The sequence below is a fragment of the Streptomyces roseofulvus genome (assembly GCF_039534915.1).
Classification (GTDB): Bacteria; Actinomycetota; Actinomycetes; order Streptomycetales; family Streptomycetaceae; genus Streptomyces; species Streptomyces roseofulvus.
Map to the genome: position 1 here is coordinate 3,383,534 of NZ_BAAAWE010000001.1, position 17,633 is coordinate 3,401,166.

Sequence of the window (17,633 nt, forward strand, 5' to 3'; positions counted from 1 at the left end):
CGCCGTGCCCGTGACCCGGCCCCCGTGACACGCCCACCCCTGCCGTCGAATGCAGTAGCGCAGCGTACGGACCGGCCCCGCCCCGCCGGGACCGCTACGGGCGCTGGTACGGGACCGTCATGATCTCCATGTTGTGGCCGTCCGGGTCGTCGAAGTACGCGCCCCGGCCGCCGAAGAGGCTGTTCACCTCGTGCGGCCGGGTGTGGCCCGGGTCCGCGAAGTAGGTGACCCCGGCCGCCTCCAGGCGGTCGATCATCGGGTCGAAGTCCTCGTCCCGGACGAGGAAGGCGTAGTGCTGGCCCTGGATGGGCCCTTCGGGCGCCTGGTAGAAGTCGAGCGTCACGCCGTTGGCGAGGTCGACGGGGAGGAAGGGGCCGAAGGGGGCGCCCACCTCCAGGCCGAGGATCCCGGCGAGGAAACGGGCGGAGGCGGAGCGGTCGGAGGAGTGGATGACGGTGTGGTTGAGCTGGACCTGAGGAAGTGTCACCCTCCCGACCGTACGTGATCCTTTCCGCCCCCGACCACCGCATATCGGCCGAAGTCGTCAGACGCGGCGCCCCAGTTGGCGCTGGTGCTCCAGGGCGCGCCGCAGCTCCGCCGCCGGCGGGTGGTAGGGCCCGTACAGCCGCTCGGTGTCGAGCAGGAGCCGGTGCAGCTCCGCCTGGCCCTCCTCGTGCTGTCCGGTCGCGACCAGCAGGAGCCCGGTGCGGCGCCGGACGTCGAAGGCGCGGCCGGGGTCCTGGCCGGGCCCCTGCTCGAAGGCGGGGAGGACGGCGCGGAAGGCGGCGAGTGCCTCGGCGGTCTCGCCGAGCTGTTCCAGGCAGAGCGCGATGTCGTAGCGGAACTGGGCGTTGCCCGGGTCGTCGGCGGAGAGCCGGCGCAGCTCGGGCAGGGCGCGCCGGTACTGCCCGTCGTCGAGGAGGGTGGAGGCGTACTGCTTGCGCAGGATCCGGACGACCGGGGACCCCTCGCCGTGCGCGGCGGCGGCGGCCGGGAGGATCCCGCCGAGCAGGTCGACGGCCTGGGTGAGGGCGCCCTCGCCGAGGAGCCGCTTCACCTCCTCCACCGTGCCCGCCACGTCCGCGCCCCGGGGAGCGGCCTGGGCGGGGGGCTGGGCCGGGGCCGGGGGATGGGCGGGGACGGCGACCCGGGGGTCCGTGACGGGTGCCGGGGCGGGTGCGGCCGGGGCGGCCGGGCGGGGCGCGGCGGGCCAGGGGGCGTGCGGGCGGAGGAACGGGCGGGTGGGGTCCATCGGGCCGGACGGGGTGCCGCGCGCGGGGAGCAGCGGCAGCAGCGCCTCGTACACCTCGTGGGCGCCGGAGGGGCGGGCGGCCGGGTCCTTGGCGAGCAGGCGGAGGACGAGGGCCTCCAGGGCGTCGGGGACCTCGGGGCGGACCTGGCGGAGCGGGAGGGGCGGCTCGTAGAGGTGGCGGTGGAGGACGCCGAGGGCGGTGGAGCCGGCGAACGGCACGTTCCCGGAGAGCAGTTCGTGGAGCAGGATGCCGAGCGCGTACAGGTCGGTCCGGGGGCCGACGGCGCCGCCCATGGCCTGTTCGGGCGCCATGTAGGCGGGGCTGCCGATGGGTTCGCCGGTGTGGGTGAGGCGGGTGGTGTCGGAGTCCAGGACGGAGGCGACGCCGAGGTCGAGGACGGTGACGGTGCCGTCGGGGCGGACCATCACGTTCCGCGGCTTGAGGTCGCGGTGGACGATCGGCACCGCGTGGACGGCGGCGAGCACCGCGCAGAGCTGGGCGGCGACGCAGACGGCCCACTCCCACGGGTAGGGGTCGTGTTCGGCGAGGTGGTCGGCGAGGTCGGCGCCGTCGACGTACTGCATGACGAGGTACAGGTCGTCGCCGTCGCTGCCGGCGTCGTGGACGGTGACCAGGCCGGGGTGGTCGACGTGGGCGGTGACCCGGCACTCGCGGACGAAGCGGCGGCGCAGTTCGTCGGCGGCGGTGGCGGGGCCGGTGAGGGCGGCGGGGCTGAGGAGCTTCACGGCGACCCGGCGGTCGAGCCGGGTGTCGTACGCGGTCCACACCTGGCCCATGCCGCCCTGGCCGATGACGGTGGCGAGCTCGTACCGCCCGCCGACGACACGGCCGTTCACTTCTCCCCTTCCCGGCGGAGGAGGTCGCTGAGCTCGTCGAGTTCGGCGCGGACCTGGTCGATGCGGGGGGAGGGCGGGGCGGCGGGGGCGGCCGGGGGCGGCGCGGCCGGCGCGTACGGGTGGGGCTGCTGCGGCTGCTGGGCGTACGGGTTCGGCGCGGGGACCGGGTGCGGGCTCGGCACCGTGGTCGCCGTGCCGGGGTGGACGGCCGGGTACCCGTAGCCGTACCCGGGTACGGGCGCGGGCGCGTGCGTCTGCGGGACCGGGGGCAGGGCCGGGGCCGGGGCGTGGTGGTGGCGGGTGTCGACGATGAGGTAGTAGCAGACCACCGCGGCCATCTGGACGAGCAGCACGATCATGCCCGCGGTGTTCATCCACGTGCCGGCGAAGCGCTGTTCCAGCGGGACCACGCACGCGACGTTGAGGACGAGCTGGGCCCAGAAGAGGGCCCAGTCCCGTCCCGTACGGCGCATGATCGCGATCCGGAGCATCGCGACCCAGGCGAGGAAGCCGAGGGAGACGACGACGAGGACGGTGAGGAGCACGCGGACGGCGATGGCGCCGGCGGACGAACCGCCCGGTCTCGGCGCGGGAGCGGGCGACGGTCCGTACATGCGTGTTCCCCCCAGGAAGCTGATCAGGCTTCGAGGGTAAGGGACCGGGCGGGGGCCGTCACCCGCCCGGGCGGGGGCCGTCAGTCGGACCGGACGCTCCCGTCGGCGAGGCCGTCGTAGAGGCCCTGGACCAGCTGTTCGCCCAGCCGCGCGGCGAGCCGCAGGGCCTCCTCGAAGTCGGCGAGGGCGCGGTACTGGACGCCGTGCCGGCGCTGGTCCGCGAGCGGCAGCCGGGGCAGCTGGAGGCGGCGGACGTCGAGCCGGGTGGCGGTCGAGGCGAAGCTGCTGGCCTGCCGGTTGTTGGCGGTGCCGCGCAGGAAGCCGGCGAGGAACCAGGGGTCGAGGGCGTCGGGGTCGGGGCGGAGCAGCTGGAGGCTGCGGCCGAGGGCGGCGCCGGCGGTGGCGGCGTCGACGACGCGGGCGGCGGGGCCGCCGCCGAGGACGGGCACCACGACGTCGCCCTCGCGGACGAGGACCGGGTCCTCGGTCTGCCCGTCGGCGGCCTCGGGGAGGGTGCCGGAGGGGGCGGCTCCGGTGAGGACGTCGTGCTCGGTGAGGACGGGGACCTCGCGGCCGGCGACGGCGGTGCCCTGGCCGCCGGTGCGGAGCTGGAGGGCGCCGGTGCGGGCCAGTTCGCCGACGGTGGTGAGCGGGCGCGGCGCGGGGCGGGACGGTTCGGGGGTCGGGGCGAGGGCGCGGGTGCGGACCAGGGTGGCGTCCAGGCGCTCGCGGACGGCGGCGAGTTCGGCGGCGGAGCCGCCGGCGGCGGGGGCGGTGAGGTAGCGGGCGGGGGCCAGGTCGACCTCGTCGTCGAGGAGGTCGATGACCGGGACGGCGCGGGCCAGGGTGTCGTCGGCTGCGCGGCCCGCCCAGGCGTCGAGGACCGCGTTCTGCAGGGCCGTCCACGGCAGCTTGTCGCGGCCCGCGTCGGGGACGAGCCCGGCGGTGTCGACGAAGAGGGTCTCGGCCGGCGGGCGGCGGTCGGCGGCGGGGCGGACCAGGACCCAGAGGTGGAGCGGGATGCCGTACGGGGGCGCGGCGCCGGCCGGGAGGGCGACGACGGCCCGCAGGGCGCCGCGGCGCAGCAGGTCGGCGCGGATGCGGCGGCCGGAGCGGCGGGAGGCGACGGCGGGGGGCATGAGGAGGACGGCGGTGCCGCCGTCGCGGAGCCGGGCGAGGGCGTGCTGGACCCAGGCGAGCTCGGACTCGGTGCGGGCGGGGAAGCCGTACTCCCAGCGGGGGTCGTAGGCGAGTTCGTCGTGGCCCCAGGCGCGCTCGTTGAACGGCGGGTGGGTGAGGACGGTGTCGGCGCGCAGCGCGGGGAAGGCGTCGGCGCGGAGGGTGTCGCCGGCGGCGGAGCGGATGGCGGCGTCGCTGTGGAGGGCGAGGCGGAGGGCGGAGAGGGCGGCCAGCTCGGGATCGGCGTCCTGCACGGCGAGCTCGGCCGGGCGGGCTGCGGCGCGGAGCAGGCCGCCGGTGCCGGAGGCCGGGTCGAGGAAGACGGTCGCGGGCGGGTCGCCGGCGTCGGCGGTCGCGGCGGCGGCGAGGGTGGCCATCAGCTCGGCGAGCGGCGGCGGGGTGAGCGTGTACTGCCGGGGGTTGGCGTCGAGGTGGCGGCCGAGGAGGAACTCGAAGCACTGGCGGGGCCCGCCGAGTTCGCCCGCGAGCTCGACGGCGGCGCGCAGCAGGGCGGCGCCGGGCGCGAGTTCGGCGGCGGTGGGGGTGGCGACGGCCCGGGGGAGACCGAAGCGGACGGTGAGGACCTCGTCGAGGGCGGCGGGCAGGGCCTCGGTGAAGCGGGGGTCGGGGAGGGCGGCGAGCGCGGCGAGGGCGGGGGGCCGCTCGCGCAGCAGGAGCAGGACGCCGCCGGTGTGGACGAGGCCGGCGACCGTGCCGGCGGGGTGGCCGGCGAGCTGCTGCCAGACGCGCTCGCGGAGCGGGACCTCGGCGAGCTTGCCCTGCTCGCGGAGCCACTGCTCGACCGCGGCGAGGGAGAAGGAGGGGCTGGTCTCGGTGCCGCCCACGGGCTTGGGGAAGTCGGCGTGGCGGCGGCGCCAGTTGCTGACGGCGGCCCTGCCGACGCCCGCGAGCCGGGCGATGCCGGCGGCGGTGACCTCTGTAGCGCTGTCCTCGGGCACCTGCACCCTCCGTCCGTTGTGTGGGGAACTCCGAGCACAGCGAGCATACCGACGAACCCCGTTCACGATGTGAGTCGAGTCGAAGTTCGTGAACACGGTTGACTCGGTTCACAAGCTCTGCTGTGATTACGTCATCGAAGCACGGAGTCCACAAGGAATCCCCTCGACACCTGAAAGGTGTTCACAGCCATGTCGAAGTCGCAGACGCAGCAGCGCAACTGGTTCGCCCGCCACAAGGTCCTGACCGCGGCCGGCGCGATCGTGGTCGTCGTCGCCATCGGCGCGGCGATGGGCGGAGGCGGCGAGGACGCGAAGACGCCCGAGGCGAAGTCCTCCGCCCCGGCCGCCTCCGGCTCGAAGGACTCCGGCGCCACCGCCTCCAAGGCCCCGGAGAAGCCGAAGGCCGTCACCATCGACGGCGACGGCGACTTCGAGGTCGGCTCGGACGTGAAGCCCGGCCTCTACCGCTCGACGGGCAACAAGGACGCCGAGTGCTACTGGGAGCGCGCCAAGGACGCGAGCGGCGAGGTCGACTCGATCCTCGCGAACGACAACGTGACGGGCACGGCCTACGTGGAGATCAAGAGCTCCGACAAGCTCTTCACGTCCACGAGCTGCGGCACCTGGGAGGCCGTCGACCCCAAGGCCGCCGGCACCCCCTCCGGCACCACCGTCAAGGGCTCCGCCGGCACGCTCAAGGTCGGCGTCGACATCGCCCCCGGCACCTACAAGTCGACGGGCAACAAGGACGCCGAGTGCTACTGGGAGCGCTCGAAGGACGCGAGCCACGGCGTCGACTCGATCCTCGCCAACGACAACGTGACGGGCACCGCGGTCGTCAAGATCACCGCGAAGGACGCCTACTTCAAGACGGCGGGCTGCGCGGACTGGACGAAGACGGGCTGACGGGTCGCCGAGCGGATCAGCCCTGGAAGACGAAGCGGGGCGGGTGCGCCGGGTCGGCGGTCGGGCAGGTGTAGACGAGGAGCGAGCCCCAGCGGCCCACGGTCACCTGGGTGGGGACGCTCGCGTCCATCGCGTCGGCCCCGGCCAGGTCCTCCAGGGGGATCCAGCTGCGGCTGCCGTTGTCCCACTCGTGACTCGCGACCGTGAGCAGCAGTTCCATGGGCCCGCAGTCGCAGCCGGGCAGCGTCGGGTCCCCCGCGTTCCAGGCCGCGAAGCCACCGACCTTCCAGCCCGGCGCGACGGAGAGGTCGGAGTGGTACAGCACGGAGTCCTCGTCCTGCTCCTCCTCGTCGCCCTCCCAGTCCAGGATGCGCTGCTGGAGCTCGTCGGGCAGCAGGGCGAGGTCCTGGTGCTCGGTGACGATCTCGGGATCCAGGACACAGGGCGAGGGAACGTACCCCTTCGCACCGACGACCACCGGCTCCGGCTGCTCGGCGAGCGCGTCCGTGACATCGGCCGACCGGCGCCGGCGCAGCACCACGGCGGGCTCGTGACGCCCGTGATGGGCGTCGAAGGGACACCACAGCAGCTGGAGCAGGTCCTGGCCCGCGGGGGTCCCGAGCCCCGGCACGTCCCGCGCGTACAGCTGCGCGACGGCCAGCAGAGGGATGGGGTCGGTGTCCTCCAGCCACGGCGCGTGGCGCCCACGCTTGAAGGAGCTCAGGATCTCGCCCTCCTCGGGCGTCGGCCCCGGCATGGCTCCCGGGGCGGGGGTCCGGGCCCACGCCTCCGCGAGGATCCGCCGCTCCGTCCGCACGTCCTGCGTGCGGTCGCCGTAGCGGCGCCGGTGCGGCTCGACACACACCGGCCACGGTTCGTCCGCCGGCCACAGGAAGGGGCCGCCGACCGAGGACTCTCCCACGGTCGGGGTCCCCGGCCGGGGGTGCAGCCGGGTCGTACGCCCGCGGTACGCCGCGAGCTCCGGGAACAACGCCTCGGCGTCGACCGGACGGGGTGGGGTGGTGCGGGTCATGCGGCTCCCTCGAAACAGCCTGGGCGCAACAGGCTATCCCGCCCGTTGCGCCCAGACCTTCTCGCGGTGTGCTAACTCACCGTCCCTCTCATCTCCTGACCGGCGTCCTCACCCCGGCTGCCGGGTTGTCGAGGAAGCCGCTCAGCTGGAAGCCCCGGTTGCCGAAGGCCTCGAACTCCAGCCTGATCGGAATCGGGTTTCCGCCGGCGTAGACGGGCTTGACCGAGTACTGCACGGCCTCGCCCTTCTTCACGGCGTCGTAGATCGGGCCTTCGATGAGGTCACGCATGAGCGGACTGTTCACCGGATCCTGGGTCAGGGTGACCAGGTTCCGGCGGGCGTACTTGCCCTTGCCCGCGCCGCCCAGACGTCCCGCGAGCAGGTGCCCGCGGGCCTCGTTGTACAGGGTGCCGTTGCCGCGCCAGCCCGGCGTGCGGGTCTTGCCGGCCTCGGAGCCCTTGTCCAGCATGTTGGGCGTGACCTGGGCGTCGATGCCCTGCGGGCGGCCCAGGTCGTCCAGACCGCGGTAGCGGACCTGGTTGTCCCAGGCGTACTGGTCCTGCTTCAGCTTCGGGTTGGTGCAGTTGTGGACCAGGAGCGCCGCGTCGCCGGCCACCACGTAGTACGTGTGGAGACCGTCGACGGACAGGTCGTACGTGACCGTGGTGTCGATGTACGTCCGGGTGTTGACGACCTCGGCCCGGGAGCCGTCGGCCGTCTGGAGCCGATCACCCTTCTTCAGGTCCATCGCCCGGGTCCACGTGTTCGTGGTCGCGTCGTAGATCTGGTGCAGGGCCGTCGTCTGCAGCGTCTTCACGCCGCCGGCCGTCGCGACCTTCACCTCCACGTAGTCACGGTCGTGCGTGGTGACGTGGACCTTGGAGACCGTGTGGGCCTCCTTGGCCGTGCGGCCCTTCTCGCCGGGCTCGGCGGTGAGGACCTTGTCGCCCTTCTGCACCTTGCTGATGAGCTTGGTGCCACCGCCCGCCAGGACGACGCGCGTGCCGCCGGTGAAGCTGTGGCAGCCCGAGCCCTTCGACGCGGCGGCGCCGAAGGCACCGCCCATACCCGCGCCGATCGCCGTGGCCTTGGCCGCGCCGACCACGCTGCAGCCCTCTTCGCTGCGGACGCAGGAGGTGCCGTACTCGACGGCGCCGGTCGCGGCTCCTTCGGCCGCGCCCTCCGCCGCACCGCTGATGACCTTGCCGATGGTGCCGGAGACGAGCTTGCCCGCGGCGTTCGCCGCCAGCCTGCCCGCCACACCACCGACGGCGCCGGTCACGGCGCCGATGCCGACGGCCATGGCGAGGCCGCCGAGCGTCTTCGGGCCGTCGCCCATCATGTAGCCGACGCCGTTGGCCGCCGCGCCCGCGAGGGCCGCGCAGCCGATCGCGCCGACACCGGCCGTGATCGCCGTGCACCCGGCGAAGACCGCGATGCCCGTCGCCACGGAGGCGATGGTCGAGGCGTGTTGCTTGACGAAGTTGGCTGTCGCCTTCGCCGCCTTCTTGACGGCCCGGCCGACCTTCTTGGCTGCCTTGACCACCTTCTTGGCGACGTGCTTGACGGCCTTGGCGACCTTACGGACCGCCCTCTTCACGTGCTTGACGACCCGGTGGACGGCTCGTTTCACACGCTTGTACGTCCTCTTGACGTATCTCTTGACCTTTCTGACGCTGTCGGCGACGTAGCGGACCGCCTTCCGGACGGCCCTCTTCGCCCGCTTCACCGCCTTCTTCACGGCCTTCTTGACCGCCTTGGCAGCCCGCTTGACGACCTTCGCGGCCTTCTTGACCGTGGCCTTCGTCTTCTTCCAGGCGGACTTGACGGTCTTCTTGACCTTCTTGGTGACCTTCTTGACGGCCTTCTTCGCCCACTCGAACCAGTGGCCGGTGGGGTCGACGCCCGTCAGCGGGTTGCCGTTGGCGTAGGCGTACCGGTTGGCGTTGATCGAGTTCGGCACGCCGCCGGTGGCCTCGGTGTCACGGCTGTTGAACTGGCCGGTCTGCGGCGAGTACCACCGCGCGGCCATGTTGACCTTGGCCGTCTCCGGGTCGGTCCAGCCCGACTGGTAACCCAGCGCGCCGAGCATGCCCGCCGACTGGATCACCTTGCCGAAGGGGCCGTAGGTGGTCGAGCCGGTGAGCGCCTCGCCGGCCGCGGTGTACTGCGCCACCACGTCGTCGTGCAGGTCCGTGAAGGCCAGCACCGACGAGACCGCCGTCTTGACCCCGACCAGGGAACCGGAGGCGTCGCGGCTGTAGGACGAGACGCCGTCCGAGGCCACGTCGTTGCCGGCACCGCTGTACTGGAACGTGTGAATCGCCGCGCCGGTCTCGTCCTTCGCCTCCAGGACACGGTCGAGCCCGTCGTAGGCGTAGGTGCGCGATCCCTCCTTGATCACCCGGTTGAAGGCGTCCGCCTTCACCTGGCTGGTCTGGCCCGCGTCGTCCGTCACCGAGCTCAGCGTGCCGCGCGCGGTGTACGTGTACGTGTTGTGGCCGTCGGACGTGAGCCGGTTGCGGGCGTCGTACGTGTACGTGTCGCCGCCGACGCGCGTGCGGTTGCCCGACGCGTCGTAGCCGTAGACCTCGGTGGTCGTTCCGTTGTTCCAGGAGGTGAGGCGGTCGGCCCAGTCGTAGGTGTACGTGTTGACCGAGGCGCCCGTGACCCCCGTGGTCGTCTTGGAGACCTCGTTGTCGTTGGCGTCCCAGCCGTAGGCGACCGAGGCGAGCACCTTGCCGGACGGCGAGGTGAGCTTGTCGCTGGTGAGCCGCTGGAGCGAGTCGTAGCCGAAGCTCCGCTTCGCCTTGCCGGTGCCGTAGTCGATCTCGGTGACGTCGTTGTTCTTGTTGTACGTGTACGTCGCCTTCGCGCCGGTCGCCCCGTCGTCGACGGTCTTCAGCCGGCCTGCGGTGTCGTACCCGAAGGTCGACGTGCCGGCCGCGTCCGTCCGCTGGGTGAGCGCGGCGTCGCCGTTCCAGGCGAAGGAGGACGAACCCGAGGGACCCGCGGCGGTCAGCAGCAGACCCCGGTCGTCGTAGGTGAAGGTGTTCTTCTCCGTTCCGGCGCCCGCGACCGACGTGATCTGGTCGTCGTCGTCATAGGTGTACGTGTGGTCGAGCGTCTCCGCCTCGGCCCCCGTACCCGACTGACGGATCAGACGGCTCTTCGCGTCGTACTCGTAGGAGACGGTCACGCCGCCCGGCGAGCGCATCTCCTTCGCCCGGCCTCCCCCGTCGTAGACCGCGGTGAACGTGCGGTCCTCGATGTTCGGGTGGGTCGGTGTCGAGGGCTCGACGGTCTTCTCCGGCATGCCCCACGTGTTGTACGTGGTGATGAACGGGTTGCCCCGTCCGTCCGTGAACCGGGTCAGGTTGCCGGCCGCGTCGTAGCCGTAGGACGTGGTGATCGACTCGGTGGCCGAGACCGGCTCCACGAGCTTCGTGACGAGCCCCGAGGCGTCGTACGTGAAGGTCTTCGTGTGTCCCCGGTAGTCGGTCATCGAGACGGCGTTGCCGACCCGGTCGTACGTGCTGGAGCTGAAGCGCAGGACCGCGCCCTGCGCATCCAGGTCCTCGGTCTTGACCAGGTTCCCGAAGCCGTCGTATGTGTTCCGGGTGCTGGTGCCGTCCGCGTCCTTCGCGGTGAGGACCTCGCCGTCCGCGTTGTACGTGAACGTCGAGACGTTCCCCGCGCCGTCGGTGGACTCGACGACCTCGCCGACCGCGTCGTACTTGTACGAGTGGGTCACGCCGGTCGGGGAGACCGTCCGGGACAGCTCACCGCCCGGGGCGTCGTACTCGTTGAAGGACGTGTAGGCCCGCGCCGTCGGCTGGCGCACGATCTGCGTGCTGCTGACCGGACGCTCCAGGTAGTCCCAGGTGGTCTCCTCGCGGGCGCCGTTCGGCCGGGTGGCCGAGAGCTGGTCGCCGTTGGTGTCGTAGGTGTACCTCGTCGTGCCGCTGCCGGGCTCCGTGACCGAGGCCAGGTCGCCGAGCTGCGTGTAGGTGTAGGTGGTGCGGTTGCCGAGCGCGTCGACCTCCGCCGTCACCTGGCCGAGCTTGTTGTACTCGTTGTACGACGTGGCCCGTATCGGGGCGGTGGCGCCCGGCGCGAGGTACTCGGGCGAGGTGGTCGAGGTCTCCTGGCCCTCGGCGTCGTACGCCGTCGTCGTCACGTTGCCGAGCGGGTCCGAGGTCTCCGTCGGCTCGCCGAAGGTGTTGTAGCCGGTCATGGAGACGGGACGGACCGAGACCGCGGCCCCGCCGTTCTGTTCGGCCATGACCGCCGGCTCGGTGACCGAGGTCTGCTGGCCGGCCTCGTCGTAGCCGTAGTCGGTGACGTTGCCCGCGGGGTCCGTCATCGAGGTCGGCAGACCTCGCTGGTCCAGCTTCCACGTGCTGGTGCGGACCGAGGAGCCCGCGGCCGGCAGGGTGCCGCCCTTGAGCGCCGTGATCTGCGCCGGGGCGAGGGCCTCGGAGTACACCTGGACGTCGTCCAGGCCGCCGAGGTGGTTCTCGCCGTACGCGCCCTTGTACCAGCGGCGGCCGAGCTGGAGCGGTCCGGTGGCCTCCCACGGGGTGGCGAAGGTGGCGGCCGTGCCGCTCTCGACGCCGTTCACGTACAGGCGCAGCTTGGCGCTCGCCTGGTCGTAGACGCCGACGAGGTGGGTCCAGGTGTTGGCGGTGACGGCGGCGGTGCCCGACGAGACCCGCACGATGGCCGGGTCGTAGGTGTCGGTGGCGTGCCGGTTGAAGGTCCAGCCGTAGGCCGTCGAGTAGTACAGCTGGAAGCCGGAGGCCTCCTTGCCGTCCTGCGCGACGAAGGTCCGGTTGGCCGTCGTGGAGCCCAGCTTGACCCAGGCGGAGACCGTGAAGCTGCCGTTGGTGTTCACCACCGGGCCGGTGGTCTGCGCCCACGACTCGGCGTTGCCGTCGAAGACGGCGCTGCCGCCCCGGTCGGTGTTCCAGTGCATGCCGGTGCCGTGGCTGCCGGTGTTGTTGGCGCCGGAGGAGTCCGCGAGGCCGAAGCCGGTGGTCTCGTCCAGCTTGTAGCGGGCCACCGGGGCCGTGGTGCCGTCGTGGACGGTGGTGCCGGTGACGTTGCCCAGGTTGTCGTACCGGGTGTCCGTCGTGGAGACGTCGTTGGTCGCCGGGTCGGTCTCCGTCTCCGAGACCACGTTGTCGTCCGGGTCGTACGAGACCTTCGTCGAACGCCCGAGCCCGTTCGGGTCGAGGACCGAGGACGTCGTACGGTCGGCCGCGTCCACCGTGAAGGTGGTGCGGGTCTGGCCGTCGTTGGTGATCTGCTCGATCAGGTTGCCGGCGGCGTCGTAGGTGTTCGCCTGCTCCGTGAAGGACTTGCCGGACTTGGGGTCCTTGCGGACCACCGTGGCCGACAGGCCGTCGTCGGTGTAGGTGTACGCGGTCACCCAGCCCATGGCGTCCGTGATGGACGCGAGTCGGCCGGCCGGGTCGTAGGCCCGGGACTCCTGCACGAGCGTGGTCGCCGGCGAGGGGCTGTACGGGTCGCCGGTGTAGTTCAGCAGGTTGGTCGTGAGCGGTCGCTGCTCGCCGTCGAAGGTGTAGGTGTTGACCGTCCCCATGGGGTCGGTCTCCTTCACCTTGTTGCCGTAGGCGTCGTACTCGAACGACGTGGTGTCGCCGCCCGGGTCCGTCCGGCTCGCCAGCTGGTTGTGGGCGTCGTACGTCATCGACGTGACACGGGCCGTGTCACCGCCGGTGAGGTCCGCGACCGACTGCGACAGGATGTTGCCGTCCGGGTCGTAGGCCGTGGTGGTCTTCGCCTGGTGGACCGCTCCGGTGACCCGGTTGGTGACCTTCGGCGTCGTCTCGGTGAGGACCTGGTCGTTCTTGTCGTACGTCTGCGAGGTGGTCAGGCCGGCCGGGAAGGCGTCGTTGACCTCCGTCTTCGTGATCTGGCGGCCCAGGTTGTCGTACGTGTACCGCACCTTGGCGCCGTTGGCGTCGGTGATCTCCGCCAGGTCTCCGTTGGCGAAGTAGCTGTACGAGGTCTTCTTGCCGCCCGCGGTGGTGACGGTGGCCACCAGGCCCGCCGGCGCGACCGCCGTGCCGCCCTCCGCCGCCGGGGTGGTGGCGGTGGTGTAGGTGGTCGTCGCGGTGCGGCCGTTCGGGTGCCCGGCCACCGGGGGCGTGGTCACCGACAGCAGGTTGCCGCCGGTGTCGTAGCTGTAGCTGGTCAGGTACGTGTTGTCCGTCGGGCCCGAGGAACGGCCGTCGCGCTCGGTGAGGAGCAGGTCGTTGCGCAGGTCCATCGGCGGGAAGGCCGTGGTCGCGTCCGGGTAGTAGGTGAAGTACTCCGTCGAGCACTTGTTGGCCGCGGTGTTCTGGCAGGTGGTCTGGGAGACCGCGTTGCCGCGCACGTCGTGGCCGGTGATCGAGCGGTTGCCGTTGGCGTCCGTGACGGTGTGCAGGAAGCCGCCGGTGTCGTACCCGTAGGTGGTGCGGGCGCCCTCGGTGTCGATCGCGGCGAGCAGGCGGTTGCCCATCTCGGCGTCGTACACGTAGGTGAGGGTCTTGTCCGTCGGGTCGGTCAGCTTGACCGTCTTGACCGGGGCGATGCCGGAGGACGCCTTGTAGGCCGACCAGTGCGCCGCCACGTCCGCGTCGGTCAGGCCCTTGGCGTGGACCGCGACCTCGGCGAGGGAGCCGGTGAAGAAGGAGACGTCTCCCGGGGAGCTGTACCACTTGGAGAAGCCGGCGCCGATGAACGTCCGGGACGTCGTCTGGTCGTTCGGCGCTCCGGTGCAGGTGCCCTGCTTGACGCCGTCCAGGTACAGCGTCTGGGTGGTGCCCGCGGCCGACAGCACGGCGTGGTGCCACTTGTCGTCGGTCACGGTGCCCGTGGAGCCGAGGGTGGCGTTGCCGTTGCAGGTGCTCGACCACCAGTGGCCGTGCAGCTTCTCGTCGGCGCCGACGTAGAGCAGGTCGCTCCAGCTGCCGGTGACGCCGCCCGGGTTGTTCGGGGCGACGCTCTGGTCGCTCATGATCACGCCGGGTTCGGCGGTCTTGAACCAGAGCTCGACCGAGCGGTCGGCCTTGGCGTGCAGCGGCCCGTACGGGAGCTCCGCGAAGGAGGTCGCCCCGTCGAAGGTCGCCGCGCTCGCGTCACCGGGGCCGAAGGGGCCCTCCGCGCCCTGGATGACGTTGTTGTACGTGCCGAACCCGGTGTTCACCTGGTTCGCGGCCTGCGCCGCGCCGTCGGTGTCGTCCAGGCGCCAGTAGCCGGCCGGGGCGGAGCCCATGACGGCGGAGCGGTAGACCTGGGACGAGCCGGTGATGGTCGGCGGGTTGAGCTTCCAGGTGCCGCCGTTGCCGTCGGTCGCCTGGAGGACGCGGTCGTCGGTGGTGTCGTAGACGACCGACGCCTGGGTCTTCAGGTTGGGCGTGGTGATCTTCTGGAGCAGTCCGGCGGACCGCTTGGCGGCCTGGTACTGCGTGGAGATCACGCCGGCCGAGAGCGGCTCGGAGTAGATCGCCACCTCGGCCATCTGCCCGTTGAAGTGCCCGAGCTTGTCGTTCGGGTTCATCGACGGCCAGCCGTCGGTGTTCACACCGGCGCCGAGCGAGATGTAGGGCTGCGCCCAGTCGTTGATCGTGCCCGACAGGGAGCCGACGACGGCGCCGTCGAGGTACAGCGTCTGCCCGTTGGCGACACCGGTCAGGACGGCGTTGTGCCACTGCCCGTCGGTGACGGTCGGCGTGGAGGTGATCGTCGTCATGCAGCCCGGCGACATCGCCAGGCAGCCGCGGAGCTTGCCGTCCATGCCGACGTACACCGCGGGGGTGTTCTTGGTGGTGTTGGCGACCGGGTCGGGGTCGCTGAGCGGCTTGTCGCCGTAGTAGAACAGCACGCCGCCCGCGGTGGTCGTCTTGAACCACAGCGAGACCGTCGTGTACGAGGGCGTGGCGCCCGGCGCGGCCGGCATCTCGACGTACGAGGTGGTGCCGTTGAAGGTCGCGGCCTTCTGGGTGGAGCCGGCGAGGGGGCCGGTGCCGCCCAGCGTCACGTTCTTGTACGTGCCGTTGTACTGGCCCTGGTTGGCGTCGAGGGCGTCCTTCGCCACCGTGCCGGTGGTCTCGCCGAGCCGCCAGTACGCGAACGGGTCGGCGTCCAGGACCGTGGTGCGGTAGTGGTTGCCGGTCGCGTAGGCGTACGTGGTGCACTTCGACCAGTCGGCCGGCGGGCACACCTTGGTGAGCTGGTCACCGGTGTAGGTGTACTGCCAGGTCTGGACGGAGTTCGCGTCCCCGACGGTGGCCTGGTCGGTGTAGACGGTCTGGACGTGCCAGGCGGTCGCGCCGGCGGGCTGGTACCAGGTGAGGCCCAGGTTCCGCTTGGACGTGACGTTGGTGATCTTCGTCAGGCGCTTGTTCGCGTCGTAGGTGAAGGTCTCCGTGCGACCCGCGTAGTCCTTGATGGTGCTCAGCGCGTAGGTGCCGGTCGTCGCGGTCGCCTGCTTGAAGGCGTACTCCGTGAAGTCCTTGTCCGTGAGCGCGTAGCCGCCGGTGACCGCCGCGAGGCGGGCGTAGCGGCCCAGCGGGGGCACGAAGGTGCCGTCGGAGTTGCGGCCGAAGGCGACCTGCTCACCACCGGGGTAGGTGATGACGACGCTGGTGAGCGCCCCGCTGCCGTCCTTGACCTCGACGGCCTTCATGTCGGCGATCGTCGACCAGCCGGCGCCGAACGCGGAGTCCACGCGCGGGTCGAGGCTGTTGTAGGAGCGGTCGATCTCCAGCGACGGGCCGATGACCGGCACGTCGGCGTCGGTGTCCTCGGTCGTGTAGTTGCCGTCCGAGGGGTCGAACTCGTGGCCGTCGGTGTTCATCGACAGGCCGGAGGTGACCGGCGGCTGCGGCACGGCCGTGGTGAAGCGGCTGCCCTCGACGACGGCGGAGGTGCCGTCGCTGGCCTCCGCGTACCAGTCGTAGCTCTCCGACCACTTCAGCTTGCCCGCGGGCACCTTCCAGCTGCCCTTGGCGATCGCGCCGGAGGTCGCCACCAGGGCGCCGGCGTCGTCGTAGACCTCGAAGGTGTACGAGAGCGGGTTGGGGCCTTTGTCGGCGTCGCTCGCGTAGACGAGCAGCTCCGGCTGGAGCGTGTTGGCCTGGAAGTTGGCCGGCGGGTACTGGGCGTTGATCTGCGGCGCCGTGTTCGCCGTGTAGGTCAGGACCAGCGCCGGACGGTAGCCGGCGGTCGCCGAGTTGTCCGAGTGGAACTTCTTCCAGTGGAGCATGTCGTTGGTCGGCGCGGTGAGCGCGAGGCCGTAGTTGGCCGCGCCTCCGGCGACGTTGTTGAACCAGGTGGTCGACAGCGTCACCGGCATCTTGACGCCGACGCTCGCCGAGCCCGAGCTGTTGGAGCAGGAGGCTCCGGGCGCCGGGGTGGCCGAGCCGATCGCGGCGCCGTAGGACGGGCCGGGGTAGGACGTGACGCCGGACGGCGTCCACGACTGGGTGACCGGGTGGACCGAGAACGACTGGGCGGCGCAGGTCGAGGACCACAGGGCGTACACGTTCAGGGTGGCGGCGGTGACCCGCTGCCCGGCGAGCGTGGTGCCCAGGGTGCTGAACTGCAGGAAGGAGTTGGCCTTGTTGGTGCCCGAGTCGTACGAGCCGACCTTGATCTGGGTCTCGGTGGAGTGGTCCCCGCCGATGGTGTTCTGCGTGTACGTCGAGTTCGACGCGGTGACGGTCGGGTCGACGGTCACCGGGTAGACGCGCGCCGGGTCGTCGAGCCAGGCGCGGTCGGCGGTCATCCGCAGGGCCGGCTTGCCGTCGACGGTGGTGAGCTCGTAGGTGACGTTCCGCGACTGGGCGGCGTCGCCGGAGCGCGGGTCGACCTTGGAGTCCTCCATGTACGCGTGCGGGATGGTCGCGGCGACCTTCCCGTCGGCGTCGGTGAACTCGACGTCGCCGTCGGCGGCGACGCGCGGGGTGAGGCCCTTCACGTCGAGCGGGAAGGTCCAGGAGTTCGCGGCCCGCGGGGAGCGCAGGACGACGTTCTCCTTGAAGCCCTCGGCGAGCGGCACGAGCTGCACGTCGGTGTCGGGGAGGACGCCGGCGTAGGTGACGGTGCCGTTCTTCTCGTCGACGACGGGCGCGCTCTTCGCCGCGTCCCGCAGGGCGTAGGCCAGGGTGCGGCCCTTGCCGAAGTCGACGGAGGCGAGGGCCTTGTCGGCGGCGGTCGGCGCGAACTCGACGTCGAGGGAGTTGGCCGTCTGCTGGAGGCGGCCGTCCTTGTCCTCGGTCAGGCTGGTGTCGATCGGCTTCCAGGTGCCGTCGGCGGCCTTGAAGTTGGTCCGGCCGGTGTAGTGGCGGACGCTGGTGGAGCCGTCGGCGTTGACGTAGTAGTCCGAGGTGGCCGTCGACTTCCTGGCGTCCCGCTTGCTGGTGCGCTCGTCGAAGCTCTTGGCGTCGCCCGGCGCCTTGCCGGTGCGGACCTCGGCGGGGTCGTCGGTCTCGCGCTGGAACGGCGCGAGTTCGCCCTTGCCCTTGCCGGGCTTGCGTCCGGCGCCGCCTTCGGCGCTGGTGGCGTCGGCGGACGCCTTGTGGCTCTTGCCGCGGGCGGTGCCGCCCTGCTGGTCGGGGGTGTCGAGGGGATCGTCGCTCTTCAGCCACTTCCACAGGCCCGAGAGGGAGAGCTCGGGCATGCGCACCGGTTCGAGGACGGCTCCGCTCGCCATCGCCGTCTCGGTCGTGAGCATGAGGAAGAACGCTATGAGCGTGGAAAGAGCCGTAGCCCTCAGCCTTCTTCTGCCAGTTCGGCCTGGCGGGAAGAGGCGAGGG

At 71.7% G+C, this 17,633-nt stretch carries 7 protein-coding genes; 1 reads left to right on the top strand and 6 read right to left on the bottom strand.

Features of this window, described 5'->3' with window-relative positions; all coding sequences use genetic code 11:
- Nucleotides 1-94: 94 nt before the first annotated feature.
- The 4 genes from ABFY03_RS15495 to ABFY03_RS15510 form a co-directional block, all read right to left on the bottom strand.
- Entirely contained in the window at nucleotides 95-487 is a 393-nt protein-coding gene (locus ABFY03_RS15495) for a VOC family protein (protein WP_319007638.1), read from the bottom strand.
- A gap of 57 nt (nucleotides 488-544) precedes the next feature.
- Nucleotides 545-2,110, bottom strand: a complete 1,566-nt coding sequence (locus ABFY03_RS15500) for a protein kinase domain-containing protein (protein WP_346170138.1) — start codon at nucleotides 2,108-2,110, stop codon at nucleotides 545-547.
- Nucleotides 2,107-2,724 (bottom strand): hypothetical protein, encoded by a 618-nt coding sequence (locus ABFY03_RS15505; RefSeq protein WP_346170139.1) that lies wholly within the window; start codon nucleotides 2,722-2,724, stop codon nucleotides 2,107-2,109. The genes ABFY03_RS15500 and ABFY03_RS15505 overlap by 4 nt, the downstream gene beginning before the upstream one ends.
- An 80-nt stretch (nucleotides 2,725-2,804) precedes the next feature.
- Complete coding sequence (locus tag ABFY03_RS15510; RefSeq protein ID WP_346170140.1) at nucleotides 2,805-4,862, bottom strand: N-6 DNA methylase; 2,058 nt, start codon at nucleotides 4,860-4,862, stop codon at nucleotides 2,805-2,807.
- 189 nt (nucleotides 4,863-5,051) lie between these two features.
- On the opposite strand from ABFY03_RS15510, the gene ABFY03_RS15515 reads away from it, so the two are divergent.
- Nucleotides 5,052-5,768 (top strand): Rv1352/Rv1906c domain-containing protein, encoded by a 717-nt coding sequence (locus ABFY03_RS15515; RefSeq protein WP_346170141.1) that lies wholly within the window; start codon nucleotides 5,052-5,054, stop codon nucleotides 5,766-5,768.
- Nucleotides 5,769-5,784: 16 nt separating this feature from the next.
- On the opposite strand, the gene ABFY03_RS15520 is transcribed toward ABFY03_RS15515, so the two are convergent.
- Entirely contained in the window at nucleotides 5,785-6,801 is a 1,017-nt protein-coding gene (locus ABFY03_RS15520) for a hypothetical protein (RefSeq protein ID WP_319007633.1), read from the bottom strand.
- A gap of 88 nt (nucleotides 6,802-6,889) precedes the next feature.
- A complete protein-coding gene (locus tag ABFY03_RS15525) occupies nucleotides 6,890-17,551 on the bottom strand; it encodes a LamG-like jellyroll fold domain-containing protein (RefSeq protein WP_346170142.1) in 10,662 nt (3,553 codons plus the stop codon).
- Nucleotides 17,552-17,633: the final 82 nt, after the last annotated feature.

Bases quoted from the DNA above. Each gene is read 5' to 3' on its own strand.
- ABFY03_RS15520 (WP_319007633.1), bottom strand. From the start codon at position 6,801: ATGACCCGCACCACCCCACCCCGTCCGGTCGACGCCGAGGCGTTGTTC.
- ABFY03_RS15505 (WP_346170139.1), bottom strand. From the start codon at position 2,724: ATGTACGGACCGTCGCCCGCTCCCGCGCCGAGACCGGGCGGTTCGTCC.
- ABFY03_RS15515 (WP_346170141.1), top strand. From the start codon at position 5,052: ATGTCGAAGTCGCAGACGCAGCAGCGCAACTGGTTCGCCCGCCACAAG.
- ABFY03_RS15525 (WP_346170142.1), bottom strand. From the start codon at position 17,551: ATGCTCACGACCGAGACGGCGATGGCGAGCGGAGCCGTCCTCGAACCG.